This window comes from Bradyrhizobium sp. ERR14 (assembly GCF_014198235.1).
Classification (GTDB): Bacteria; Pseudomonadota; Alphaproteobacteria; order Rhizobiales; family Xanthobacteraceae; genus Bradyrhizobium.
Map to the genome: position 1 here is coordinate 140,238 of NZ_JACIHD010000001.1, position 22,896 is coordinate 163,133.

The 22,896-nt window shown below is 65.7% G+C and carries 23 protein-coding genes; 10 read left to right on the top strand and 13 right to left on the bottom strand.

All coding sequences use genetic code 11. From position 1 onward, the window contains the following. The first annotated feature begins 120 nt into the window (after positions 1-120). Together GGD62_RS00665 and GGD62_RS00670 are read left to right on the top strand one after the other, a co-directional pair. Complete coding sequence (locus GGD62_RS00665; protein WP_018317656.1) at positions 121-783, top strand: SRPBCC family protein; 663 nt, start codon at positions 121-123, stop codon at positions 781-783. Next, positions 783-1,145: a helix-turn-helix transcriptional regulator gene (locus GGD62_RS00670; RefSeq protein ID WP_183706808.1), complete on the top strand. Its 363-nt coding sequence runs from the start codon at positions 783-785 to the stop codon at positions 1,143-1,145. The genes GGD62_RS00665 and GGD62_RS00670 overlap by 1 nt, the downstream gene beginning before the upstream one ends. A gap of 24 nt (positions 1,146-1,169) precedes the next feature. Here the strand turns inward: GGD62_RS00670 and GGD62_RS00675 are convergent, their stop codons facing one another. Then, the gene (locus GGD62_RS00675) at positions 1,170-1,520 is read right to left on the bottom strand and encodes an AraC family ligand binding domain-containing protein (protein ID WP_183706809.1); all 351 of its coding nucleotides are present in this window, start codon (positions 1,518-1,520) and stop codon (positions 1,170-1,172) included. A 241-nt stretch (positions 1,521-1,761) separates the two neighbouring features. Here GGD62_RS00675 and GGD62_RS00680 point away from each other — a divergent pair, with 241 nt between their 5' ends. Both GGD62_RS00680 and GGD62_RS00685 read left to right on the top strand, forming a co-directional pair. Further along, entirely contained in the window at positions 1,762-3,018 is a 1,257-nt protein-coding gene (locus tag GGD62_RS00680; RefSeq protein WP_183706810.1) for a serine hydrolase, read from the top strand. A 179-nt stretch (positions 3,019-3,197) separates the two neighbouring features. Further along, positions 3,198-4,076, top strand: coding sequence for a GyrI-like domain-containing protein (locus tag GGD62_RS00685; protein WP_183706811.1), 879 nt, complete (start codon positions 3,198-3,200; stop codon positions 4,074-4,076). A 103-nt stretch (positions 4,077-4,179) separates the two neighbouring features. Here GGD62_RS00685 and GGD62_RS00690 read toward each other — a convergent pair whose 3' ends face one another. Beyond that, positions 4,180-5,061, bottom strand: a complete 882-nt coding sequence (locus GGD62_RS00690) for a LysR family transcriptional regulator (protein ID WP_183706812.1) — start codon at positions 5,059-5,061, stop codon at positions 4,180-4,182. A 151-nt stretch (positions 5,062-5,212) separates the two neighbouring features. Here GGD62_RS00690 and GGD62_RS00695 point away from each other — a divergent pair, with 151 nt between their 5' ends. Continuing rightward, positions 5,213-5,866, top strand: coding sequence for a hydrolase (locus GGD62_RS00695; protein WP_018317650.1), 654 nt, complete (start codon positions 5,213-5,215; stop codon positions 5,864-5,866). Positions 5,867-6,205: 339 nt separating this feature from the next. Here the strand turns inward: GGD62_RS00695 and GGD62_RS00700 are convergent, their stop codons facing one another. Further along, positions 6,206-6,706, bottom strand: a complete 501-nt coding sequence (locus tag GGD62_RS00700) for a peptide deformylase (RefSeq protein WP_183706813.1) — start codon at positions 6,704-6,706, stop codon at positions 6,206-6,208. A 77-nt stretch (positions 6,707-6,783) separates the two neighbouring features. On the opposite strand from GGD62_RS00700, the gene GGD62_RS00705 reads away from it, so the two are divergent. Beyond that, positions 6,784-7,368, top strand: a complete 585-nt coding sequence (locus GGD62_RS00705) for a TetR/AcrR family transcriptional regulator (RefSeq protein WP_183706814.1) — start codon at positions 6,784-6,786, stop codon at positions 7,366-7,368. Positions 7,369-7,455: 87 nt separating this feature from the next. Continuing rightward, a complete protein-coding gene (locus GGD62_RS00710) occupies positions 7,456-8,034 on the top strand; it encodes a DUF308 domain-containing protein (RefSeq protein ID WP_246799966.1) in 579 nt (192 codons plus the stop codon). Between the two features lie 4 nt (positions 8,035-8,038). Here the strand turns inward: GGD62_RS00710 and GGD62_RS00715 are convergent, their stop codons facing one another. Next, positions 8,039-8,497 carry a cupin domain-containing protein gene (locus tag GGD62_RS00715; RefSeq protein ID WP_183706815.1) on the bottom strand — a complete coding sequence of 153 codons (459 nt, stop codon included), beginning with the start codon at positions 8,495-8,497 and terminating at the stop codon, positions 8,039-8,041. Between the two features lie 382 nt (positions 8,498-8,879). On the opposite strand from GGD62_RS00715, the gene GGD62_RS00720 reads away from it, so the two are divergent. Further along, positions 8,880-10,100, top strand: coding sequence for an MFS transporter (locus GGD62_RS00720; RefSeq protein WP_183706816.1), 1,221 nt, complete (start codon positions 8,880-8,882; stop codon positions 10,098-10,100). 21 nt (positions 10,101-10,121) lie between these two features. Here the strand turns inward: GGD62_RS00720 and GGD62_RS00725 are convergent, their stop codons facing one another. After that, positions 10,122-10,508, bottom strand: a complete 387-nt coding sequence (locus GGD62_RS00725) for an ester cyclase (RefSeq protein ID WP_183237203.1) — start codon at positions 10,506-10,508, stop codon at positions 10,122-10,124. A 16-nt stretch (positions 10,509-10,524) separates the two neighbouring features. Further along, entirely contained in the window at positions 10,525-11,415 is an 891-nt protein-coding gene (locus tag GGD62_RS00730) for a LysR family transcriptional regulator (protein WP_183706817.1), read from the bottom strand. A 104-nt stretch (positions 11,416-11,519) separates the two neighbouring features. Here GGD62_RS00730 and GGD62_RS00735 point away from each other — a divergent pair, with 104 nt between their 5' ends. Continuing rightward, positions 11,520-12,245 (top strand): SDR family oxidoreductase, encoded by a 726-nt coding sequence (locus GGD62_RS00735; RefSeq protein WP_183706818.1) that lies wholly within the window; start codon positions 11,520-11,522, stop codon positions 12,243-12,245. Positions 12,246-12,260: 15 nt separating this feature from the next. Here the strand turns inward: GGD62_RS00735 and GGD62_RS00740 are convergent, their stop codons facing one another. The 7 genes from GGD62_RS00740 to GGD62_RS00770 all read right to left on the bottom strand — a co-directional run bounded on the left by GGD62_RS00740 (position 12,261) and on the right by GGD62_RS00770 (position 20,968). Beyond that, a complete protein-coding gene (locus tag GGD62_RS00740; RefSeq protein ID WP_183706819.1) occupies positions 12,261-13,133 on the bottom strand; it encodes a bifunctional helix-turn-helix transcriptional regulator/GNAT family N-acetyltransferase in 873 nt (290 codons plus the stop codon). A 65-nt stretch (positions 13,134-13,198) separates the two neighbouring features. Next, the gene (locus GGD62_RS00745; protein ID WP_183706820.1) at positions 13,199-14,380 is read right to left on the bottom strand and encodes a VWA domain-containing protein; all 1,182 of its coding nucleotides are present in this window, start codon (positions 14,378-14,380) and stop codon (positions 13,199-13,201) included. Beyond that, positions 14,377-16,602: a DUF5682 family protein gene (locus tag GGD62_RS00750; RefSeq protein WP_183706821.1), complete on the bottom strand. Its 2,226-nt coding sequence runs from the start codon at positions 16,600-16,602 to the stop codon at positions 14,377-14,379. The genes GGD62_RS00745 and GGD62_RS00750 overlap by 4 nt, the downstream gene beginning before the upstream one ends. 14 nt (positions 16,603-16,616) lie before the next feature. Continuing rightward, positions 16,617-17,693 (bottom strand): AAA family ATPase, encoded by a 1,077-nt coding sequence (locus GGD62_RS00755; protein ID WP_183706822.1) that lies wholly within the window; start codon positions 17,691-17,693, stop codon positions 16,617-16,619. Beyond that, a complete protein-coding gene (locus tag GGD62_RS00760; RefSeq protein ID WP_246799967.1) occupies positions 17,690-19,054 on the bottom strand; it encodes a DUF5691 domain-containing protein in 1,365 nt (454 codons plus the stop codon). The genes GGD62_RS00755 and GGD62_RS00760 overlap by 4 nt, the downstream gene beginning before the upstream one ends. A 58-nt stretch (positions 19,055-19,112) precedes the next feature. Next, the gene (locus tag GGD62_RS00765; RefSeq protein WP_183706823.1) at positions 19,113-20,501 is read right to left on the bottom strand and encodes an SWIM zinc finger family protein; all 1,389 of its coding nucleotides are present in this window, start codon (positions 20,499-20,501) and stop codon (positions 19,113-19,115) included. Between the two features lie 101 nt (positions 20,502-20,602). Continuing rightward, on the bottom strand, positions 20,603-20,968 hold the full coding sequence (locus tag GGD62_RS00770) for an MmcQ/YjbR family DNA-binding protein (protein ID WP_018317635.1): 366 nt from the start codon (positions 20,966-20,968) through the stop codon (positions 20,603-20,605). Positions 20,969-21,172: 204 nt separating this feature from the next. Between GGD62_RS00770 and GGD62_RS00775 the strand changes: the two genes are divergently transcribed. Next, positions 21,173-22,828, top strand: coding sequence for an acetolactate synthase large subunit (locus GGD62_RS00775; RefSeq protein WP_183706824.1), 1,656 nt, complete (start codon positions 21,173-21,175; stop codon positions 22,826-22,828). Positions 22,829-22,896 lie beyond the last annotated feature (68 nt).

Genomic DNA, 22,896 nt, shown 5'->3' on the forward strand with positions numbered 1-22,896 from the left:
TCGCGCTCAAAGTGCGCAGCGGAACCCTGTGCGCTAACCGAGACGCGATCTTAATATAAGTATTGACTTATATAAGCCTATGCCGATATTCCTTCCCCGAAACCAAACGGGAGGTCCGGGATGGAGATCGACGTTGCCAGGGTGTTGGGACTTGTCACGCGTTCGGTGCGCAATTTCGAGAAGGACGGGAAGGCGGCCAGTGCGGTCACCTTGACGCGGCTCTACGACACCAGCGTCGACGACCTCTGGGATGCGGTGACGAGCAGGGAACGCATTCCGCGCTGGTTTCTGCCAGTGGAGGGAGATCTCCAGCTTGGCGGAAGATATCAGCTCAAGGGCAATGCGGGCGGCACCATCACGGCCTGTGCGCCGCCAACCCATTTTGCGGCGACGTGGGAATTTGCAGGCGCGGTGAGCTGGATCGACGTCACGCTGGCGGCAGAACGGAGCCAGGCGCGCTTGACGCTTGAGCACAGCGCGATCATCGAGGATCATTGGAATCAGTTCGGCCCAGGTGCGGTCGGCATCGGTTGGGACCTCGCCATTGCCGGGCTCGAGCGATACGTTGCGACAGGGGCATCGGTCGACCACGAGACGGCCGAGGCGTGGATGGGCTCGCCCGAGGGCAAGGAATTCATGACCGGGAGCGGTGAGTATTGGCGCGCAGCGCATGTCGCGAGCGGGGTGGATGCGGCCTCGGCGAAGCAGCGCTCGGATCGGACCATTGCCTTCTATCGCGGCGAGATGCCGCCTGACATCGCGCACCCCGGCACAGGAAGCTGATGCACGTCTTCGAAGTCCTCGCCGATCCCGTGCGCCGACGCATCCTCGAACTGCTCGCCCCGGGAGAGATGGCCTCCGGGGAGGTCGTGGAGGCGATCGGCGCCGAATTCGGCATCACGCAAGCCGCCGTGTCGCAGCATCTGAAGGTGCTGCGCGAGAGCGGCTTTGCGACCGTTCGGGCGGACGCGCAACGACGCCTCTACTCGGTCGACGTGGCCGGACTTCAGGCGGTGGATGCGTGGGTCGGCCGGTTCAGGACTTTCTGGGAGCCGAAGCTGGACGCGCTGGCGACGGAGATCGCGCGCGGCAAGCGGGAGCGGCGCAATGCACCGCTGACAAAGCGGAGCGGCAAGAGGGCCTGAGAGCTGTGCCGAACCCGAAGCGCCTCACTCATGCGCCTCCTGCCAATGTGGATAGGTGACATAGGCCGTGACGGCGCCTTGCTCATGCGAGCGGATGGTGACCTTCTCGCCCTTGGGCATGTAGATGATCTCGCCGGGTCCGGCCGTGACGGTGCCGGCTGCGCTCGACACCGACAGCTTGCCCTCCAGCACGAGCATGACGTCGTCTACGGCGAGCTTTTCATCGAGGCTCTGGTTCGGCGCATAGCGGCCGAATCCGATGGTGATCGGGCCGCCGTGGCGCTGGTCGATCACATTGCCTGCGAAAATGTCTCCGTCCTGCCCGGGCGAGCGTTCGAACGACGCATCCGCCACGGCAAACTTGCGAACCTTCATGGGGATCCTTCCGTTCTGCGCCTGACTTGACAGGGTGGGACGGTAGACGCCTGAAGCCGGTGTTTGTTCAACATCGCCGCGGGGCGGTTTGACGCAGCGCCACGCATCAGGAGATCCTTGCCACACCTCTGGCGGTGAACGATTGCCTGATCGGCGCGCAGGGACCCGGCGCAAACGTCGGATCTCCGTCACGTTCTGCCGTGATACGACATCCGCATCGTCCTCTCCGGAGCCAGCTTGCATGTCCACTGCGATCGCCCCCAGCCAACAGCCCGCAACCGCCGCCGAGACCGACCCCGAGATCGTCGGCTGGATGAAGGGTTTCCCGCCGGCGCCGGACCGCACCATCACCTTCCAGAACGGCTCGTTCCGCAGCTTTCCCGAGCTGCGCTGGGCGTGGAGCAATGTCCGGCAGCTGGTACCGACGGTGAACGTCTGGCGCGGGGCAGGGCCGGCCTCGCCGCTGCCGCGCGAGGACCACGACATCGGCGCGGTCGCATCGATCACGATGGACGGCCGCCCCATGACCTTCGCAAAGATGCTGGAGGAGAGCTATGCGGACGGCATCGCCGTGCTGCATCGGGGCAAGCTGATCTATGAGCGCTATTTCGGCGCGTTGAAGCCGCACAAGCCGCATATTGGAATGTCGGTAACGAAGTCCTTCACCGGCGTGCTCGCCGGCATCCTGGTCGCCGAGGGCAGGATCGATCCACAGGCGCAGGTCACGGACTACGTGCCGGAGCTGAAGGCCAGCGCGTTCGGAGATGCGCGCGTGCACGAGGTCATGGATATGACCACGGGGCTCGCCTACACCGAAGTCTACACCGACAAGAACTCCGCCGTGTGGGGATTGCGGCGCGCCAACGGCATGGCGCCGATCGAGCCTGGTTATGATGGCCCGACCACCATTTTCGATTTCCTCATGGCGCAGAATAAGCAGGGCGAGCACGGCAAGGTCTTTGCGTACAAGACCGTCAACACCGACGTGCTGGCCTGGATCATCAGGCGCGCCAGCGGCATGACGCTGTCCGATTTTCTGTCCGAGCGCATCTGGCAGCCGATGGGTGCGGAGGAGGATGCATATTATCACGTCGACCGCATCGGCACCGAAAGCGGCGGCGGCGGTCTTTCCACGACACTGCGCGATCTTGCCCGCTTCGGCGAGACCATGCGCAACCATGGCCGCTTCAACGGCCGGCAGATCGTGCCTTCGTCCGTGGTCGAGGACATCGCGCGCGGCGGCGATCCCGAAAAATTCAAGCCCGCCGGCTACATCACCTTGCCCGGCGCCTCCTACCGCAACCAATGGTGGGTCAGCCACAACGCCCACGGCGCCTACATGGCGCGCGGCGTTTACGGCCAGGGCATCTATGTCGATCCCAAAGCCGAGATGGTGATCGCACGCTACGCATCGCACCCCGTCGCGGGCAACGCCGCCAACGATCCCGTGACGTTGCCGGCTTATATGGCGTTGGCGAAGGCGTTGATGGCGGGATAGGTGCGTAGGGCGGATTAGCCGCAAGGCGTAATCCGCCGCTCTCGTTCAGATGGCGGATTACGCTTCGCTAATCCGCCCTACGGGGCCGGCGAATGCCGCGATATCCTCTCAAACCGCAAGAGCGGTCGAGCGCGTTATCGCCGTCTGCGACTAGATGGAGCCGCCACGGAGGAGGGACGATGAAGGCGGCGCTGCAAAACTATCAGGACCGGATGCGACGGGTGCTGGATCATATCGACCGGCATCTCGACGATGATCTGGACCTCGACGGGTTAAGCGCTGTTGCCGCGTTCTCGAAGTTTCATTTCCACCGGCAATTCACCGCGACCTTCGGGTTGTCAGTGCATCGCTATGTCCAGTTGGCCCGCATGAAGCGCGCTTCGCATCAGCTGGCCTACGGCAACGCCCAAAGCGTCACTGATATTGCGATGGATGCCGGTTACGACACGCCAGACGCCTTCGCCCGCGCCTTTCGGCAACGGTTCGGGCAATCGCCGTCGTCGTTCCGGAAATCTCCCGACTGGGAGCCGTGGCTTGCGGCCTTCGGGCCTCTCGATATCGCGAGAAACAAGCTCATGAAGACTTTTAACAGTGACGATGTGACGATACGCGACGTGCCCACCACGCGGGTGGCGATCATGGAGCATCGGGGCGACCCGGCGACGCTCGGCGCCACCATCCAGCGGTTCATCGCTTGGCGCAGGGCCGCCGGCCTGCACCCCAGGACAAGCCCGACCTTCAACGTCTGGCGATCCGAGCGGCGTCCTGCGTCGTCGGCCGACTATAGCACGGACCTTTGTGTCGGGACCGACCAGCCGATTGAGGCGAATGGCGAAGAGATCAAGGCTGGCGAGATCCCCGGCGGACGCTGCGCCGTGCTGCGGATCGTCGGCTACACCGACAATCTGGAGCCCGCCGCGCTCTATCTCTATCGCGACTGGCTTCCGGCCAGCGGCGAGGAGGCACGCGACTTCCCGATCTATTGCCAGCGGCTGAGCTTCTTCCCGGAAGTGCCCGAGCATGAAACGGTCGCGGATTTGTTTTTGCCGCTGAAATAGCGCTGCTAGGACCCCAGCGTGCCTCGACAGCCGCTGGATCCAGCAACGACCGTCAGTCGTCGCCTTCGTGATCCAGATCAGAAGACCGCGCCGGCGGAGGAGGTCACGCAGGGGGCCGAGCGGGCTCACAATACTCGATCAGCAATTCTGTGAGCACCCGTATCTTCCGCGCGGGATGCTGGCCCGGCGGGCGGATCACATATGCACCCGCGGGAGGCGGGGGATATCGTGTCATTACGGGCACAAGCCCTCCGGAAGCGACATATTCATGGGTGAGACTGTCGGGAAGATAGGCGATCCCGAGTCCTGCCGTTGCTGCGAAGAGGAGAGCTGTGCCGTTGTCGGCCTTGAAGCGCCCCTGCGGACGAACCGTGATGATCTTGTCGCCATCCATGAGCTGCCACGCTTCGGTACTTTGCATGAGGGCCTCGTGGGCGAGGAGTTCCTCCGGCGACTTGGGCGACCCATGGGCCTTGATGTAGTCCGGGCTCGCGACAAGCTTTCCATAGACGGCGCCGACGCGTCTTGCGATCAAATTGGAGTCCTGAAGATAACCAACCCGTATCGCACAATCATATCCTTCTGCGATGAGATCGACGAAGCGATCACTATAGCAGGTGTGGATCTGGAGCTGGGGATGGCGCCGAGCCATTTCCGCCAGGATGGGAGCGAAGTGGGTCGGGCCGAAGGAAAACGGCACTGCAACCCGCAAGCGGCCGCGCAGCTCTCCAGCGGGTAGGATCGCCTCCCTCGCTGCATCGATCTCGGCGCTGACTCTGGCTGCATAATCGCGGAAGGTAACGCCAGCTTCCGTGAGCGCAGCCCCACGGGTCGTTCGTGCAAGGAGCTGGACGCCAAGTTCCTCTTCAAGCCGGAGGAGCCGACGACTGACGATCGATTTGGCGACGCCCAGCCGAAGCGCGGCGGATGAAATTCCCCCGGCATCAGCGACTTCGACGAACGTCTGTATCTCTTCGATATCCAATTCAGCGTTCCTCATTCGGCGACACAGCGTTCCGCAATGCGACACTACCGCATCGCATTCGGGAACACCAATCTCGGCGTTGGCTACGTCGCTGCTGGCGTACGTCTTTAAAAAACCAGTGCCGCTCACAACGGCAATAGAGGATGCAACGATGAACTTTCGTAACGGCCTTGCTTCGCTTCTTCGTCCCGAAGACTCGGTACTCGTTCTGATTGACCACCAGCCTTACCAGCTCGCGAACGTGAACAGCCACGAACCGCAGATGGTGATCAACAATACGACGGGTCTGGCCAAGGCCGCGAAGGCCTTCGGTGTCCCCACGATCCTGACCACGGTGATCGCTGAGCGGGGTGGTCTTCTGTTCCCTCAGATCACGGATGTCTTTCCTGGCCAGGACGTGATCGACCGGACGTTCATCAACACCTGGCAGGACCGAAAGGTGGTGGACGCGGTCAAGGCCACGGGCCGCAAGCAGCTCATCATCGCCGGCCTGTGGACCGAAATTTGCGTTGCGATGCCGGCGATTCAGGCCCTCGGCGAAGGCTGGGATGTAACGGTGATCACCGATGCCTCTGGCGCCGTGTCAGTGGAGGCCCACGAGGTCGCAATCCAGCGGATGATTGCGGCGGGGGCGAATATGATGACCTGGTTGGCGCTGGCGGCCGAATGGCAGCGCGACTGGGCTCGGACCGATCAAGCTGCCGCGCTGACGGAGGTGATTACGCAGCATGCCGGCGGTAGCGGCATCGCGTTCCTGTGGGAGCAGCAGCTGCTCAATACGCCTGTTCCCGGCAACGCAGGATGATCTGAGCGAGGGTGCGAAGGTCTTGCCAGCGGCTGCGCGAAAGCAAAGGCCGCTGGCGTCATCCAGCAGCTCTTGCCCGTCGCGCCGGGGCAGGACAATTGCATATGGCCGCGATTTCGCCTGTGGCCATTCTTCGAGACGCCCGCCGTTGGCGGGCCCTCAGGATGAGGACCGGACGTTCGGCACTCGCTTCAACGAGCACCGATGCTGCTTAGCCTCATCCTGAGGAGACCGCTCAGCGGTCGTCTCGAAGGACGAGGCGTGCGCTGAGGTCGCTCAAAGCGCCATATGCGATTACCCTGGCCGGCGGGGCGGGTGGAATGCGCTTCCGCTAGTCCTCTATGAGCCGCGCGACATCTTCTCGTACTTCTTCACCAGCCGCTCGCGCTTCAGCCGCGACAGTCGCTGGATCCAGAACATCCCGTCGAGCTCGTCGATCTCGTGCTGGTGGCACACGGCGCGCAAGGCTTCCGACTCCTCGCTCTGCAATTGGCCGTCGAGATCGTGGTAGCTGATCCGCACCCGGGCGTGGCGCTGTACCTCGTCATTGACGCCGGGCATCGAGACGCTGCCTTCGCGGTGCAGGATCATCTCGGGTGACGTCCATTCAATAACTGGATTGACGTAGGTGAGGGGGCCATCCTTGGCGTCGAGCTCGAGCACGACGACGCGCAAGGGCACGCCGATATGCGGCGCGGTGATGCCGATGCCGGGCGCGGCGCGCATGGTGTCGAGCAGGTCCTGCGCGAGCTCACGCAAACCGTCGTCGAATGCGGTGACAGGTCGTGCCGGCATCGCGAGCCGGCGATCGGGGTAGCGGACGATGGGGCGGATGGTCATGCAGGGCTCCTACCACTCACGGAGGGTTGAAGCACGCCGTTCTTGACGACCTACCAACTGGAAGGTAGCTAACTGCCATGACCAAGATTTCCTCGACCGCCGACGACATTCTGGACTGCGCCCGTACGCTGATCATTGCAGGCGGCTACAACGGCTTCAGTTACGCCGATGTGGCCGAGATCGTCGGCATCCGCAAACCGAGCATTCATCACCATTTCGCCAGCAAGGTCGATTTGGTCCGCACCCTCGTGTCGCGATATCGCGAGGAGGCCCAGGCGGGGCTGGCGGCTATGGAGCGCAACGTCCCGGACCCCGGCGAGCAGCTCAAGAGCTACGTCGCGTATTGGGAAGCGTGCATCAAGGACGCGACGGCTCCGTTCTGCGTTTGCGCGCTGCTCGCCAGCGAGCTTCCGATCCTGCCTGAGGAGGTCGCGCTCGAGGTCCGGGCTCACTTCCGCTCGCTGGCGTCGTGGCTGACATCGGTGATGGAGCGCGGCAAGCGGCAGGGGCGGCTCCAGCTCTCCGGTACGGCTCGGGTCGAGGCTGAAGGCTTCATGGCGACCGTTCACGGCGCGATGCTGTCGGCGCGGGCCTATGGCGATCCGAAGATGTTCGGGATCATCTCCCGGCCGCTGCTGGATCGGCTTTCCCCCAAGCACTGACACAACCGGCACCGCTGCAATCGCCCTGAATGGCGAGGCGATCTCGTTTCGCAAGAAAACTACCAACTAGTAGGTAAGGAAGAGAAAATGAGAGATCTTGAGATGGCTTCGGATACGTCCGAGCGTGCGCAATGGCTGAAGCAATACTATTTCCTTCGCGCCGCGTTTTCCGTTGCCTGGGTCATTGCCGCCTTTGCCGTCGCGCCGTCGTCTGCGGCAATCGCGGGAACGTTGCTCGTCGCCTATCCAGCATGGGACGCCGCGGCCAATTATCTCGACGCGTTCTGCAGCGGCGGATTGAACCAAAACCGCACCCAGTCCCTGAACGTATTGGTCAGCCTGGCGACCGCCATCGCGGTCATCCTCGCCTTGCGTGTGAGCATGAACTGGGTGCTCGGGATCTTCGGTGCGTGGGCGATCCTTGCCGGATTGCTTCAGCTCGGCACGGCGGTCCGGCGCTGGAGGAGCTACGGCGCGCAATGGGCCATGGTGCTCAGCGGAGGCCAGTCGGCGCTGGCGGGCGGCTTCTTCATCTTTCAGGCTACGATGCCCGCAATCCCGTCGATCGCGAACGTCGCGGGCTACGCTGCGGTCGGCGCACTGTACTTCCTTGTCTCGGCGGTCTGGCTCACCGTCGGCACGTGGCGCCGTGGCGTGGCGCTGTGAGACGTCACGCCGGATAGGGCGTGCCGTCCTTGTGCAGGAAGCGGCCGTCGGACGCCGGGCTCATCATGTCGACGTCGGAGCAAGTGATGAGGTCGTCGGGTGAGCGCGAGCCGATTTCGAGATAGACGGCCGTTGCATCCGACCGGTTGATCATGTGATGGCCGTTGCCGCTAGCCTTGGGGAAGGCGGCGCAGTCGCCCGCGCGCAGCACGGTTTCGCCGCCGTCCTCGATCAGCGTCAGTTCGCCTTCGAGCACATAGACGAACTCGTCCTCGTGCGAATGCCAGTGCCGCTGGCTCGACCAATTGCCCGGCGGCAGGCGCATCAGGTTGATCCCGAAATCCCTCAGGCCCCCGGCATCGCCGAGCCGCTGGCGGATGCGATCAGTGCAAGGCACATTGAAGGGCGCCGGATAACCGGAGCCTTTTCGCGTTGGCACGGCGGCGATGTCGATCTTCGGCATGGATGCGTCCCTGGAGTTGGCGATATGGGATGGGGAGAGCGCGCTGCGATGAAGAGGGAATACGGCCGCAGACCTCGCCGCTATCGCGCGGAGAGCCTGGGATCGCGGACGTCACGATCGCAGGGGTACACGGGAGCTGGAAGAGCGGGATGATGGCATGGTGCCGGTGTTTTGCCCGACGAGTCAAATGGCGGCATGGTTGTCGCAAATCATCTGCCTCGTAAGTCATTGATTCGACAGCCGCCGGCTACTGTGCATGGGGTTGTTTTTCGACTTTTCTGTTGGCAGCTCACAAAAGCGTGCGGCAAAAATGACGTTCCATTGTCGGCCGGCACTGTTCCCATTCGTCTTCCACGTGAGACAGACCTGACGGGAGACCGAAATGACTTCTTCCCACTATCGCTGGGTGATCGTCGCCGCCGGCGGCCTGCTTGGCTGCGTTGCGATCGGCGGCATGTTTTCGCTGCCGGTGTTCCTGCAGCCGATCGCCAAGGACACCGGCTGGTCGGTGACCGGCATCTCCAGCGCGATGACGATCGGCTTTCTGGCAATGGCCTTCACCAGCATGGTCTGGGGCACGCTGTCCGACAGGTTCGGGCCGCTGCCGGTGGTGCTGACGGGATCGACGGTGCTGGCGCTCAGCCTGTTCGCGGCGAGCCATGCGACCTCCCTGATCGTGTTCCAGTTCGTGTTCGGCCTTCTGGTCGGCGCCTCCTGTGCGGCGATCTTCGCGCCGATGATGGCGACCGTCACCGGCTGGTTCGATACCCATCGCAGCCTTGCCGTGTCGCTGGTGTCGGCCGGCATGGGCGTGGCGCCGATGACGATGGCGCCGCTCGCGGCCTGGCTCGTCTCGAACCATGACTGGCGCACCTCGATGCAGATCATCGCGCTCGTCGTCGGCGCCATCATGATTCCGGTCTCGTTCCTGGTGCGCCGCCCGCCGGCGCTCACTAATGCGGCGGTCGCACCAACGGGCGAGGGGGCCGCGCAGAGCGAGATGTCGATGGGCGAGGCGCTGCGCTCGCCGCAATTCCTCATCCTGCTCGCGACCAACTTCTTCTGCTGCGCCACCCATTCCGGTCCGATCATCCACACCGTCAGCTATGCCGTGAGCTGCGGCATCCCGCTGGTCGCGGCGGTGACGATCTACAGCATCGAGGGTTTTGCCGGTCTCGGCGGGCGCATCGCGTTCGGCCTGATGGGCGACCGCTTCGGGGCCAAGCGCGTGCTGGTCTCGGGGCTGCTGCTCCAGTCGTTCGGCGCGCTCGCCTACGTCTTCGCCCATCAGCTCGCGACCTTCTACGCCGTCGGCGCCGTGTTCGGCTTCATCTATGCCGGCACCATGCCGCTCTATGCCGTGCTGATCCGCGAAAACTTTCCGCTGCGGATGATGGGCACGGTGATCGGCGGCACGGCGATGGCCGGCAGCCTCGGCATGGCGACGGGCCCGCTCGCCGGCGGCCTGATCTACGACGCCTTCTCCAGTTACGCCTGGCTCTACATCGCTTCCTGGGCGATGGGCCTGGGTGCCTTCCTGATGGCGATGAATTTCAGGCCGTTTGCGAAGCCGCAAGGCGAGGTGGCGCCGGCGGCGGCGTAGGTTCGACATCGAGGCGCAAGGTCAGAGCTGCGCCTCGATCGCGGTCTTGTCGATCACCGACCAGACCTGCCGGATCTTGTCGTTGTCGAATTCGTAGAACACGTTCTCGCAAAACGACACGCGCCTTCCGTTGACGGCAAGCCCAAGGAACGTCCCGACCGGCGTACAATCGAACTTCAATCGTGCCGCGATGCGGGGTGGATCGATGATGAGCATCTCGATGTGGAATTGCAGGTCGGGTATCTCCCGAAAATCCTGCTCCAGCATCGCGCGATAGCCGGAGAGCCCGAGCGGCCGCGCATTGTGGGCGACCTCATCATGCACGAACTGGCCGAGCGCCGGCCAATCCTGCCGGTTCAGGCAGGCGATGTAGGCACGGTAGATGCCGGCGAGCTCTTCTCTCTCCATGCGGGCTCCTTCCGGTTCACGCGCGCCGCCGCAGATGCTCGATCAGCGCACGCAGCTTCGGTGCGACGTTGCGGCGGCTCGGGTAGTAGAGATAGAATCCGGCGAAGCGGGGGCAATAGTCCTCCAGGATCGGCACCAGCTCGCCGCGCGCGATCGCGGGGCGAAAGCTCGCCTCCATGCCGAAGGTGATGCCGGCGCCGGCCGCCGCCAGCTTGATCATCAGCGCCATGTCGTTGGTCGTGATCTCGGGCGCGACCGCGACGCTGAACTCCTTGCCGCCGTCGGCAAACTCCCAGCGATAGGGCGGAGCGTTTGGCGCCGGACGCCAGCCGATACAGCGAAAGGACGCCAACTCGGACGGATGAGCGGGCACGCCGAAGCGGTCGCGGAAGTCCGGCGCGCAGACGGCGAGCTGGCGTTCCTCGCCGGCGATCGGCACCGCAATCATGTCCTGCTCGATGACCTCGCCAAGGCGGACGCCGGCGTCATAGCCGGCGGCGACGATGTCGAATTCCGCATCCGTCACGGTGATGTCGAGCTGCACTTCCGGGTTGGCCTCGGTGAAGGCCGCAAGGAAGTGCCCCGAGAGAAAATGCTCGGCGATCGAGGAGACGGCGAGGCGCAGCAATCCGCGCGGCCGCCCGCGCAGCGCCTCGGTACCGTCGAGCGCGGCGCGCATGTCCGCGATCGCGGGCGCGACCTCCGCATGCAGCCGCTCGCCGGCTTCGGTCAGGCTGACGCTGCGCGTGGTGCGCTGGACCAGCGCGATGCCGAGCGTTTCCTCCAGCCGCCGGATCGTCTGGCTCACCGCCGAGCGTGTCACGCCGAGACGGTCGGCGGCGGCGCGGAAATTCCGCTCTTCGGCGACCAGCGCGAAGACGGCGAGGGCGTTGAGGTCTGGTTCCATCGGTTAGCGTAGCTTGTCAGTGTGGTTAGGTATCGTCGTCTTATCACAGCGATGGCGCCGGTCCATCTTCCCGCAATCACTCCGAAAGCAACGGGAAGAATCTCATGCCAATCGACAAAGTCATTCTCATCACCGGTGCCTCCAGCGGTATCGGCGCAGGCATTGCCCGCGAGCTGGCCGCGGCCGGCGCGAAGGTTCTGCTCGGCGCGCGGCGCACTGACCATTTGAACGCGCTCGCGGCCGAGTTGAACGGTTGGGGCGGAACGGCGCTCGCGCATCCGCTCGACGTCACCGACCGCGCCAGCGTTGCCGCCTTTGCGGATGCCGCGCGCGGGGTCTGGGGCCGTGTCGACGTCATCGTCAACAATGCCGGCGTGATGCCGCTGTCGCTGATGGCCTCGCTCAAGGTCGAGGAGTGGGACCGGATGGTCGACGTCAACATCAAGGGCGTTCTCTACGGCATCGCCGCCGTGCTGCCGGAGATGGTGGCGCGCGGCTCCGGCCAGATCATCAACATCGCCTCGATCGGTGCGCTGAGCGTGTCGCCGACGGCTGCGGTCTACTGCGCCACCAAATATGCTGTGCGGGCGATCTCGGATGGCCTGCGCCAGGAGCACGACAAGATCCGCGTCACCTGCATCCATCCCGGTGTGGTCGAAAGCGAGCTCGCGGGCACCATCACCGATCCCGTGGCCGCCGAGGCGATGAAGACGTATCGGGCGATTGCGCTTCAGCCCGACGCCATTGCTCGCGCGGTGCGCTTCGCCATCGAGCAGCCCGATGACGTCGACGTCAACGAGATCGTCGTGCGCCCGACGCGGACGAGGTGACGATACCCGTCCGCGTCAGATGCGCTTCTCGAAAAACAGGTCCGGGTAGGGATCGTCATTGTAGCGTGGGATCTCGCGCCAGCCCGTGGTGCGGTAGAGCTGGCCGGCCTCGGGCAGCGCGCTGTTGGTGTCGAGCCGCAGCAGCGTGATGCCGAGCTCGCGCGCGGCGCTCTCGGCCGCGTCCATCAGGCGCCGGCCGAGCCGCAACCCGCGCGCGGCGGGCGCCACCCACAGCCGCTTGATCTCGGCGTAACCGTGATCGGTTCCCTTCAGGCCCACGCAGCCGATCGGCAGCGTGTCCGACATCGCGACGATGAAGCTGCCGCGCGGGCGGCGCATGTCCTTGGCGTCAGGGTCGCGCGACAGCGAGACGTCGAAGCCTTGGCTGAAGCGGCGGCCGAGCTCGGCATAATACTCGCCGAGGCAGTAACGCGCTTGCTCGCTTCGCGGATCCATGTCCTCCAGCGCAACGCGCTCGCGCGTCAATGCGGACGCGATCAGGTCCATCGCCGCCAGCAGGACGTCAGCCTGCGAATGCTGTGCGAGCAATCCCTCGGCCTGCGTGTTCGACAGCGCCTCATAGGCCGCGAACTCGCGCCGGCCCGCACGCGTCAATGTCGCGACCCGGCGGCGGGCATCGTCCTCATGCGCGGCGGTCTCGACCAGACCGTCCTCTTCCAGGCTGCGGAGCAGCCGGCTCATCAGACCGGAATCCAGGCCGAGATAGTCGCGGATATCGGCCACGTCCGAACGCCCGTGCCCGATCGCATTGAGCACACGCGCCGCGCCGAGCGGGCGGCCGCGCCCAAGAAACGAGGTATCGAGCGCGCCGACGGCGGAGGTGACGGCACGGTTGAAGCGGCGAACGCGGGAAACGGGGTCGAGCATGATGTCTGACTTTAGTCAGATATCATGCTCTGTCAATCGGGCGGGGAACTGATAGGGCTTGGATGCTAGGTTTCCGGCCGGATCAGCTTGATGTCCTGGTCGGCGGCCCAACCGGCAACATCCTCGCGCTTCAGCGCGGTTGCCATTAGATCCGGAAACTGATCCGGCGTGCAGGCGAACACGGGAATGCCGAGACTTGCGACCTTCGCAGACAGCGCGGGATTATATGAGGGGTGGCCGGTGTCGGTCAGCGCCAGCAGCACGATCACGTTGATGCCGCGCGTTGCGAGCCGTGCCAGCCGGTCGACCAGCGCGTCCGCATCGCCGCCCTCATAGAGGTCGGTGATCAGGATCAGATGCGTTTTCGCCGGCCGTTCGATGCGCTCCTCGCAATAGGCGACGGCGCGGTTGATGTCGGTGCCACCGCCGAGCTGGACGCCGAACAGCACCTCGACGGGATCGGCGAGCTCTTCGGTGAGGTCGACGATCGCGGTGTCGAAACAGACGAGCTTGGTCGCGACCACCGGCAGCGAGGCCATCACCGCCGCGAAGATCGAGGCATAGACGACCGAGGTTGCCATCGAGCCCGACTGGTCGACGCACAGGGTGACCTCGTCGAGATCAACGATGCGACGCTGCTGGCGCAGGAAGCCGATCAGTCGCTCGGGCACGACCGTGCGATGTTCCGCCTGATAATGGCGCAGATTGGCCTTGATGGTGCGGGGCCAGTCGATGTCGGCAAAGCGCGGGCGGTGGGTGCGCAGCGAGCGATTCAACGCGCCGCGGACCGCGTCCGCGGTGCGCCGCTCCAGCCGCTCCATCAGCTCGGCCACCACCTTGGCGATCACGATGCGGGCGGTATCCTTGGTCTTCTCCGGCATCACGCCGCGCAGCGCGACCAGATCGGCGATCAGGCCCACATCCGCCTCGACGGTCGCGAGGAATTCGGGCTCGAGCAGCATCTGGCGCAGGCCCTTGCGCTCGAAGGCGTCTTTCTGGATCACCTGCACCACGGGCGCGGGGAAGAACTCCCTGATGTCGCCGAGCCATTTTGCGACACGCGGCGCCGAGCCTCCGAGCCCGCCGCGGCCCTTCTTCGGTGCCTCCTCGCCGTCGCCATAGAGCGCCGTCAACGCCTCGGACATGCGGCGGTCGCTGGCGGACAGGGCAGGGCCGCCCTCGGCGCCTTCGGCGTCAACGCCGAGGGCGAGCGTCCAGCGGCGGCTGCGTTCATCGGCTTCACTCATCGCGCAGCTCCCGGGGTAAGAAGCTCGAGCACGCGGGCCTGATGCGCGGGCCAGATATCGCCTGCGCCGGCGAGCAGCCGATATCCCTTGGCGGCATCGGTGCGGCGCGCGAACAGCGCGTCCATCAATCGCCTGCGCTCGGTCCGGTCCAGCACCGAGAAGACGCGGCGGAACAGCGGCAGGCTGGCGGTGAAGGATTCCTCGTCCAGCGTCATCAACCAGGCGTCGACGGCGCCGCGCAGCGTGCCATCGTGGATCAGCCGCTGGCCGGCCCCCTCGAAAAAGCCCTCGAAGAACCCGGCGGCTTCCGCGACGGGCGTGCCGGGCGAGAGCATCCGCGTCAGCAGGTCGGCCGCGTGATCGGCCGTCAAGAGCTCGGCCTCGTAGAGCAGCCGTGCCGCGGTGCCGGCGATCAACCGGGTCGCCTGATCGTCGTTCAGCAGCGCGCTCAGCGCGTCGCGCCAGCTGGCTACGATTTCGGGCTCGATCTGGGCAAGCTGGATCGCGGCGTCGGCTGCGAGCAGCGCGCCGCGCAGCTTGGCCGCCGCGGGCCCGTCCAGATTGCGCGCCGCATAGGGCAAAGCGAGCGCGGCCTGCACGACAATGCGCGGCATCAGCGCCGCCAGATGCTCGACCGTGCCGGCGCGTGCCTCGCCATAGCGCAGGATGTCGGCCATCGGCGGCATCGCACCGAGCAGAGACTGTCCGTCGCTGGTCAGCGCCGCCTTGGTCTCCAGGGCCGCGATGCCGAACGCGGTGGCACGGGACAGGTCGGCGATCATGGCGTTGCGCACCAGCGTCGCGAGCGGAGCAAGCTCGGCTTCCTTGCCCATCGCTTCGATCAGGCGTCCCCCGGCAGCCTCGGCGATGGTCGATCCATAGAGCAGATTCTCCACGAGCCTGACTGCGAATTCCGGCTCCCAGCGCAGCTGCCAGTTCTCGCGAAACGTACCGCGGCTGCGGCCCGCATCGGACAGCCGTCCCCAGGGCACGTCGAGCGCGTTCAGCCGGTGCAGCAGCGTGGAGCGCATCAGCCCGCTTTCGCTGCGCAGATCGAGCGTCAGCGGTCGATCGAGCGCCTCCGGCTTGAGCCGCGTCGCCTTCTGCTGGCGCTGGAGATCTTCGAGCAGCGGCGCGAGCGGTGTCGCCGCCGGGATCGCGCCGACACCTGCGCCGATCAGCAACTCGGCCGAAATGTCGTCCCACATGGCGCGTTCGCCGTTGCACAGGCAGGCGATCGCCGCCTCGCGCAGCTCCGCGAAACCCGCTGCCGGGCGGCCGCGCAGCGCCGCAAGCGCCGTGCCCAGCCGCTGCGCCTCGATCACCGAAGCGGTCGAGACGAAGTGACCGCGATCGCGCAGCACGCGCGTCGCCTTGGCAAGCCACTCCGCGGCACGATCGCGCTCGCGCGTGTCCCAGACATGTGCGCACCATCCCGGCGCCACCACGCCCGCGCCATAGCCGCTCGCGCGCGCCAGGCGCGGCGCGGTCCAAGGCGCCCAGGTCGCCTTGATCTTCGTCTTGGGCCGGCCCTTGAGCAATTCGCGATCCGCGGCGAGGCTGCGACGTTCGGCGAGCGCCGGCACGTGCCAGGCGCCGCAGACGACCGCGATGGCGCCGTCGTATTCCTTTGCCGCCTTCGCGATCTCGATCCGCATATGCGCCTCGCGCGCGGCCTCGCGGGCCGACAGCGATTTTTCGTCCGCGCGCAGCGCCGTCATCGCGTCGGCGACGGCTGCGAACACCGGCCCCGTCGCGGGGTTCTCCTCGATGACGTCGGACCACCAGGACTCGCCGTCATCATAGCCTGCGGCGGTCGCGAGCGCCCCGATCGGGTCGTGGCTGATTGGATCGGCCTCGGCCCTTGCCGCAATTTCCTCCGCAATGTCACCGTCGGTGGCACCCAGCCGGTCCGACGCCGGCAGGTCGATGAAGCGCAGGGTCGCGCCGTGGCGCACTGCCCAGCGTGCGGCCTGGTATTCCGGTGAATAGTCGGCAAAGGGAAAGAAGCTGGCGTTGGCCGGATTGTCCTCGGCGTAGGTGAGCAAGGCCACCGGCGTCATCATGTCAGGATCGGCGAGCATCGGCAGCAGCTCGGATGCATCTGCCGGGCCCTCGATCAGCACTGCGGCGGGCTTCAGCGCGTCGAGCGCTTCCACCAGCCGCCGCGCTGAGCCGGGGCCGTGATGCCGGATGCCGAACAGAGAGACCTGGCCTGCCATCGGGCGCCGTGCCGTCAGATCAGGTCGGTCAGCGAAGCATAATAGCCTTCGAAACCGCGCCGCTTCTTCAGCACGGTTTCGAGATATTCGCCGAGCACGGCCGTATCCTGCACCGGATCCTTCACGACCGCGCCGATCATGTTGCTGGCGAGCGTTTCCGGTGTCAGCTTGCCGTCGTTGAAGAAGGTCGCCTGGCTGATGCCGCCGACCATCACCGCGATCGCTTCGGCTGTCGACAGCCCGCCCGAGGGCGACTTCAGCGCGACCTTGCCGTCCTCGGTCGAACCCGAACGCAGCTCACGGAAGATCGAGACCACGCGCGCGACCTCGTCGGCGACGTTCTTCGGTGCCGGCAAATCGAGGTTCTGCGCCATCTCGCCGACCCGCTTGATGATGATCGCCACTTCCTCCTCGGCGCTGTCGGGCAGGGGCAGCACGACGACGTTGAAGCGGCGCTTGAGCGCGGAGGACAATTCGTTGACGCCCTTGTCGCGGTTATTGGCGGTGGCGATGATGTTGAAGCCGCGCTGGGCATAGACGGCAGTGTTGAGCTCCGGGACCGGCATCATCTTTTCGGACAGCACGGTGATCAGCGTGTCCTGCACGTCGCTGCCCATCCGCGTCAGTTCCTCGAAACGGCAGAGCTTGCCGCTCTCCATGGCACGCATCAGCGGGGTGGGGACCAGCGCCTCGCGGCTCGGCCCGTGTGCGAGCAATTGGGCATAGTTCCAGCCGTAGCGGATCTGGTTCTCGTCGGTCCCCGCGGTGCACTGGATCACGAGTGTGGAGTCGCCGGTGATGCCCGCGGCGAGATGCTCGGACACCCACGATTTGGCGGTGCCGGGCACACCCAGCAGCAATAATGCGCGATCGGTCGCAAGGGTCGCAACCGCGGTCTCGATCAGCCGCTTGTCTCCGACATATTTCGGCGTGATCACCGTCCCGTCGGTTGCCTTGCCGCCCATGAGGTAGGTCACGACCTGCCGCGGCGAGAGTGCCCAGCCCGGCGGACGATGCCCGTCGCCCGCGGCAAGCGCCTTCAACTCGGCGGCATAGCTGTCCTCGGCGGGCAAGCGCAGTTTCTCGCTCATGGTTTCGCTCCGTTATCGTCCAACGCGGCGTTGAGCCGCAGCATGTCGAGGCGCGGGTCACCCTGCAGCAGGCCCGCAGCCGTCAGTCGTTGCAGTGATCGTTGCGCGCCGTCGCGCGAGGCGATGAGGCCCAGCGCGTGAAGCTCCGAGACCTGATCGCCGGGCCTCGCGTCATCGCGCTGAAGCGCGGCGAGCAGGGTCTTGCCGGCGGGCGCGGAGAGCGGATCGTCCAGCCGTGCCGCTGCGCCTGCTAGTTGTTGGGCCAGTTCGAAGCTGATGCCGTGGGTGCGCAGCGCCGCCTCGGCATGCCCTGTGCGTGCGGCGGGCGCAAGGCGCGGCGCGAGCGCGGTAACGAGGCCGGCGGCATCGCGTTCGCCGATGGTATCCGCCGCTTGCGTGACCAGCGCATCCGTCCCGGTCGCGACGATCAGGTTGATCAGTGACACGTCGGCAGCATGGTCCGCGTTCCAGTCCCAGGCGGCGATCAGCTCCTGCGGCGCAAGCCCCAGCGCTGCGGAAAACGAGGCGAGGTTGGCGCCGTCGAACAGCGCCTTGCGGCGTTGCACTTGCGCTGGTGTCTTGAGTGGTTCGGCCTGGATCACGCGCGAGCGACGCAGAATCCCCTTGGTCTTGACCGAAAAGAAGCGGGCAAGTTCGGCGACGTCCTCGCCGGCCGCAGGGCCTCGGCCAAGACGCGTGAGCAGCGAGGCCGCAAGCGCCTTGACCTTGGGGGCGCGATCATCAGTCGCGATGCGTTCGAGAAAGGCGACGTCGTCGTCGGATAGCCGCTCCGACAGCAGCAACAGGAGGCGCAAGCGTGCGTCGGCAGTCTCGCTCGCGAGCTTGGTCTCGAGCACCGCGCGTGCAGCGGACGGGTCGCGCCGCCTAAGTTCGGCCAGTGCCGCCTTGCGCGCAGCGGGCCAGAAATCGTCCCAGTTCTCGGCGGTGAGATCGTCGCCGGTTTGCTGCCGCCCGGCGCCGTCGGAGTTTGCAAGCGCCGCCCAGTCGCGCCAGACGGCATAGACGTCCGGCGCGTCGTCATCATCGGCTCCGGGCATCCAGTCGGCCGGATGCGTTGTCCAGCCGCGCGCCGCGAGGAAGTGGACGAGTTCGGTCCCGGCCTGCGCCTGCTTCTTCGCCGCGAGGATCCGGCGCACGAGCGGACGCAGCTGTTCGGGCACCGTCGGCAATGCAAGCGTCGGGATATCGGGCAGGACGCGGAGCACCGAGGCCGGCTCCATTGTCACGGAGGTGCCGAGAAACTGGCCTGAAAGCGCAAGCAGCCGCAATTCCGCTTCGGCGGGATCATCGCCGAGTTCGGTACGCCAGAAATTGGCTGCGGGCGCGGCCGCCGATCCCATGGTCCAGCGCGTCAGGACTGCGCTCATGGCATCAAAAATTGCTTCGGCCCTTGTCGCCTCAGTCATGGCCGCCGATCCGCCCCCAAGGGGTCTGCGCGGCGAGGATCGCGAGCCGATTGCCCGACCAGATCGCAGCGGTGCGCGTGAGATCGGTGCCGCACAGAATGCCGTTGACTTCGGAGGCGACCGGCAGCGTCGCGAGGCCATCGGCCGATCGCCACCATGTGTGTCCGGCAGCGTCGCGCGCGATGCGCCCCTGCGGCAGCAGCAGCGGAATGTCGATCATCCAGGGCTCTGCCAGCAACGGTCGCGTCAACGCCTCGGAGAGTGTGTCATCCGGCGCGGGCCATGCCGGCGGCGGCATCTCGTGCGCGGCGTCGCGCCGGACGAGCAAAGCGCGAAGCGGCTGCGCCGACGGATAGAAGACGAGCTCGCCGTGAAAGCGCTCGCCGGGCGTGAAGACTGAACCGCGCCTTCCCGCGCTGGCCGGGAAAAAATCCAGCAGCATAGCGAAGCGTGGACCGGCCGCGGCGAGGTTGAGCAGCCATGTGGTCTGCGATACCAAGCCGTCGCGGCGCGTCTGCACCTGCTCGGCAAGAACCTCCCAGTCCGCATCGACCCGTAGCGCATCTGGATCGACCAGCACCGTCTCGCGGGTCTCCGAGGCGGCGACCGCGCGCCGGATCTCTGTATTGCGCGGGGTGGCGCGGAAGGCGCGCGCGAGCAGAACAAGTTTGCCGAGCTCGACCACGGCGCCGCGCGGACGGTCGCCTGCGGAGAGCGCGAGGAGGCGGGACGGCAGCTCGTCGATCCGGCCGGCGAGCACCGCGGCCTTGCCATCGACAAGCCGCGCCGCGATCCGCCGGCATCGCGCCGTGGCATCATCGATGAAGCCTGACAATCCCATGCGAAGCTGGTCGCCGATCCATTGCTTGAGCGCATCCAGCGCATCGAAAATGGCGCGCTCGGTCTCTTCGTTACGTTTGGCTGCCTGGGCCTCGCGCCGCGCCACGTCCTTCGGGTCGTCTGCGACCCCAGGCTCGGCGGCGCGCGCGGCACCCAGATCCTTGTCGCCGCCGGGCGGCGCATTGGTCGCAGGCTTTGCCGTGGACGGGCCGCGCCGGCGGCCGAGCCAATCGCTGACCCAGGCCGGCGTGTCGGCGGGCGTGAATGGCACCACCGCTTCCGCATTCAGCCACAACAGGCCGAGCACGTGCTTGCAGGGGAATTTGCGTGAGGGGCAGGTGCACTTGTTGCCGAGGTCGCGCAGATCGGCCATCACGCGGTACGGATTGGCGCCGGAGCCCGCGCATTCGCCCCAGATCAGCGCGGCATCACGGCTCATGCCGACACCGGACCATTTGGCGGGCTTGGCGAGGCCGGCGGCGGCCTTGAGCGAGGATTGATCGGTAGCGAGTTGCTCGACCGCCTTCAGATCAATCGCCACGCCGATGTCCTAAATCGAATCCAGAACCGGCAGTATAACGGGGAACAATGAAAGCTCAATGTCGCCGCGAGCGATCCGGGTGCTGCACGCGGGAATGGTCATCATTGCCCTGGTGAGGCGAGGCCGAGTTCCTTGCGTGCCTTCCGCGTCAGCTTTGCCGCGATCAGCGCGTGCGCCTGCGCCAGATACAGAGTGAGCTCAGCATCGGGTAGGGCGTTGTTGCTGACGAGTTGCACCCATTTGGCGCGCGCCAAATACGGCGCAGGCCGGGCCAGGCCGTGCTCGATCAGCATGGCATAGGCCATGTTCGCGGTCTTGAACATGTAGCCGCCGGAGCGCGCGGCAAAGCCGCCGCCGAGCGCGAACATCTTGCCGCCGACCTTGAAGACGGAGGTGCCCTCCCACTGCACCACCTTGGTGACGGCGGGCAGGCGCAGGCAGCGGGTTTCGAAGGATTTGGGTGTCATTGCCGGAGCGATAGCAGGTTGCGCGCGGCTTGCAACGTGCATGCTGGCGGCCGCGCGGCGAGACGTTCGATTGTTTCGCTCGGTTCGCACGGTGATGGCGAAGTTGATGCCGTGTGCCGCCCTTTGTGAGTTGTGCCGGCGCCGCAGGCCGCTACCATGTGCCAACTGCCGTGGAACACGGGAGCGAGCACAAGCGGAGGCGACATGAGCGGACAGGAGCGCAAGGTGAAGGGATCGGATCTGTTTGTCGCGGCGCTTGAGAACGAAGGCGTCGACCGCATCTTCGGCGTTCCCGGCGAGGAGAATCTCGATCTCGTGGAATCGCTCCGCACCTCCAAGATCGAGCTGGTCCTGACCCGTCACGAGCAGGCCGCCGCCTTCATGGCGGCCACGCATGGGCGGTTGACCGGCAAGCCCGGCGTTTGCCTCTCGACGCTCGGCCCCGGCGCGCTCAATCTGTCAACGGGCGCGGCCTATGCACATCTCGGCGCGATGCCGATGATCCTGATCACCGGCCAGAAGCCGATCATGAGCAGCCGTCAGGCGCGCTTCCAGATCGTGGACGTGGTCGCGACCATGAAGCCGCTGACCAAACTGTCGCGGCAGGTCGTCAGCGCCTCCAGCATTCCGACCGTGGTGCGCGATGCCTTTCGCGTCGCGATGGAGGAGCGGCCGGGGCCGGTGCATCTTGAATTGCCCGAGGACATCGCGGGTGACGAAGTGCCTGATGTCCCCGTGATCCCGGTCCATCCGATCGAAATCCCGGTCGCCCATCGCGCCGCGCTCGACCGTGCCGCCGAGATGATTCTGTCAGCGAGACATCCGCTGGTCATGATGGGCGCTGCGACCAGCCGGCCGCGCGCGACCCACGGAATCGCCAGCTTCGTGCGGCGGACCGGCATTCCGTTCTTCACCACGCAGATGGGCAAGGGCACCGTGCCCGGTGGCACCAATCTCTACATGGGGACCGCCGCGCTGTCCGAACGCGACTACGTTCATGACGCGATCGATGCCGCCGACCTGATCATCGCGATCGGTCACGACCCGATCGAGAAGCCGCCCTTCATCATGGGGCCCTCAGGGCCGAAGGTCATTCACGTCAGCTACACATCGGCCAGCGTCGAGCTGGTCTATTTTCCCGACGCGGAGGTCATTGGCGACGTCGGCCCGAGCCTGGAGCTGCTCGCTGACCGGCTCGAAGGCAAGCTGCCGCAGGCTGCGGCGCTGCTGCCGTTGCGCGAGAAGATTCTCGGCCACATCGCCGACCGCGCCACCGAGGCGCGCTGGCCGCCGACGCCGCAGCGGATCGTACACGACATCCGGCAGGTGATCCCGGAGAACGGCATCGTCGCGCTCGACAACGGCATGTACAAGATCTGGTTCGCGCGCAACTACCGCACCCGCGTCGCCAACACGCTGCTGCTCGACAATGCGCTGGCGACCATGGGCGCCGGCCTGCCGTCGGCGATGATGGCCGCGATGCTCTATCCCGACCGCCGCGTGCTCGCGGTCGCCGGCGACGGCGGCTTCATGATGAACAGCCAGGAGATGGAGACTGCGGTCCGCCTCAAGCTCAATCTCGTCGTGCTGGTGCTGGAGGACAATGCCTACGGCATGATCCGCTGGAAGCAGGCCGTCGATCATTTCGCCGATTACGGCATGACCTTTGGCAATCCCGATTTCGTCCTCTACGCGAAGGCATACGGGGCGAAGGGGCATCGGATCGAGAGCATCGACAGCTTTGTCCCGACGCTGGATGCAGCTTTCAAAGAGGGCGGCGTGCATCTGGTCGTGGTCCCGATCGACTATTCGGAGAACGTGCGGGTGCTCGTGGACGAGCTGCGGTCGCGGGAGAGGTAGCGCTCCGGCCGGCGTTTGCCCGGAGGATCATACCAGCCATTCCTTGATATATATCGTGACACGATATA

Coding starts and splice junctions, on each gene's coding strand:
- GGD62_RS00665 (WP_018317656.1), top strand. CDS start 121: ATGGAGATCGACGTTGCCAGGGTGTTGGGACTTGTCACGCGTTCGGTG.
- GGD62_RS00670 (WP_183706808.1), top strand. CDS start 783: ATGCACGTCTTCGAAGTCCTCGCCGATCCCGTGCGCCGACGCATCCTC.
- GGD62_RS00675 (WP_183706809.1), bottom strand. CDS start 1,520: ATGAAGGTTCGCAAGTTTGCCGTGGCGGATGCGTCGTTCGAACGCTCG.
- GGD62_RS00680 (WP_183706810.1), top strand. CDS start 1,762: ATGTCCACTGCGATCGCCCCCAGCCAACAGCCCGCAACCGCCGCCGAG.
- GGD62_RS00685 (WP_183706811.1), top strand. CDS start 3,198: ATGAAGGCGGCGCTGCAAAACTATCAGGACCGGATGCGACGGGTGCTG.
- GGD62_RS00695 (WP_018317650.1), top strand. CDS start 5,213: ATGAACTTTCGTAACGGCCTTGCTTCGCTTCTTCGTCCCGAAGACTCG.
- GGD62_RS00700 (WP_183706813.1), bottom strand. CDS start 6,706: ATGACCATCCGCCCCATCGTCCGCTACCCCGATCGCCGGCTCGCGATG.
- GGD62_RS00705 (WP_183706814.1), top strand. CDS start 6,784: ATGACCAAGATTTCCTCGACCGCCGACGACATTCTGGACTGCGCCCGT.
- GGD62_RS00710 (WP_246799966.1), top strand. CDS start 7,456: ATGAGAGATCTTGAGATGGCTTCGGATACGTCCGAGCGTGCGCAATGG.
- GGD62_RS00715 (WP_183706815.1), bottom strand. CDS start 8,497: ATGCCGAAGATCGACATCGCCGCCGTGCCAACGCGAAAAGGCTCCGGT.
- GGD62_RS00720 (WP_183706816.1), top strand. CDS start 8,880: ATGACTTCTTCCCACTATCGCTGGGTGATCGTCGCCGCCGGCGGCCTG.
- GGD62_RS00725 (WP_183237203.1), bottom strand. CDS start 10,508: ATGGAGAGAGAAGAGCTCGCCGGCATCTACCGTGCCTACATCGCCTGC.
- GGD62_RS00730 (WP_183706817.1), bottom strand. CDS start 11,415: ATGGAACCAGACCTCAACGCCCTCGCCGTCTTCGCGCTGGTCGCCGAA.
- GGD62_RS00735 (WP_183706818.1), top strand. CDS start 11,520: ATGCCAATCGACAAAGTCATTCTCATCACCGGTGCCTCCAGCGGTATC.
- GGD62_RS00740 (WP_183706819.1), bottom strand. CDS start 13,133: ATGCTCGACCCCGTTTCCCGCGTTCGCCGCTTCAACCGTGCCGTCACC.
- GGD62_RS00745 (WP_183706820.1), bottom strand. CDS start 14,380: ATGAGTGAAGCCGATGAACGCAGCCGCCGCTGGACGCTCGCCCTCGGC.
- GGD62_RS00750 (WP_183706821.1), bottom strand. CDS start 16,602: ATGGCAGGCCAGGTCTCTCTGTTCGGCATCCGGCATCACGGCCCCGGC.
- GGD62_RS00755 (WP_183706822.1), bottom strand. CDS start 17,693: ATGAGCGAGAAACTGCGCTTGCCCGCCGAGGACAGCTATGCCGCCGAG.
- GGD62_RS00760 (WP_246799967.1), bottom strand. CDS start 19,054: ATGGGATCGGCGGCCGCGCCCGCAGCCAATTTCTGGCGTACCGAACTC.
- GGD62_RS00770 (WP_018317635.1), bottom strand. CDS start 20,968: ATGACACCCAAATCCTTCGAAACCCGCTGCCTGCGCCTGCCCGCCGTC.
- GGD62_RS00775 (WP_183706824.1), top strand. CDS start 21,173: ATGAGCGGACAGGAGCGCAAGGTGAAGGGATCGGATCTGTTTGTCGCG.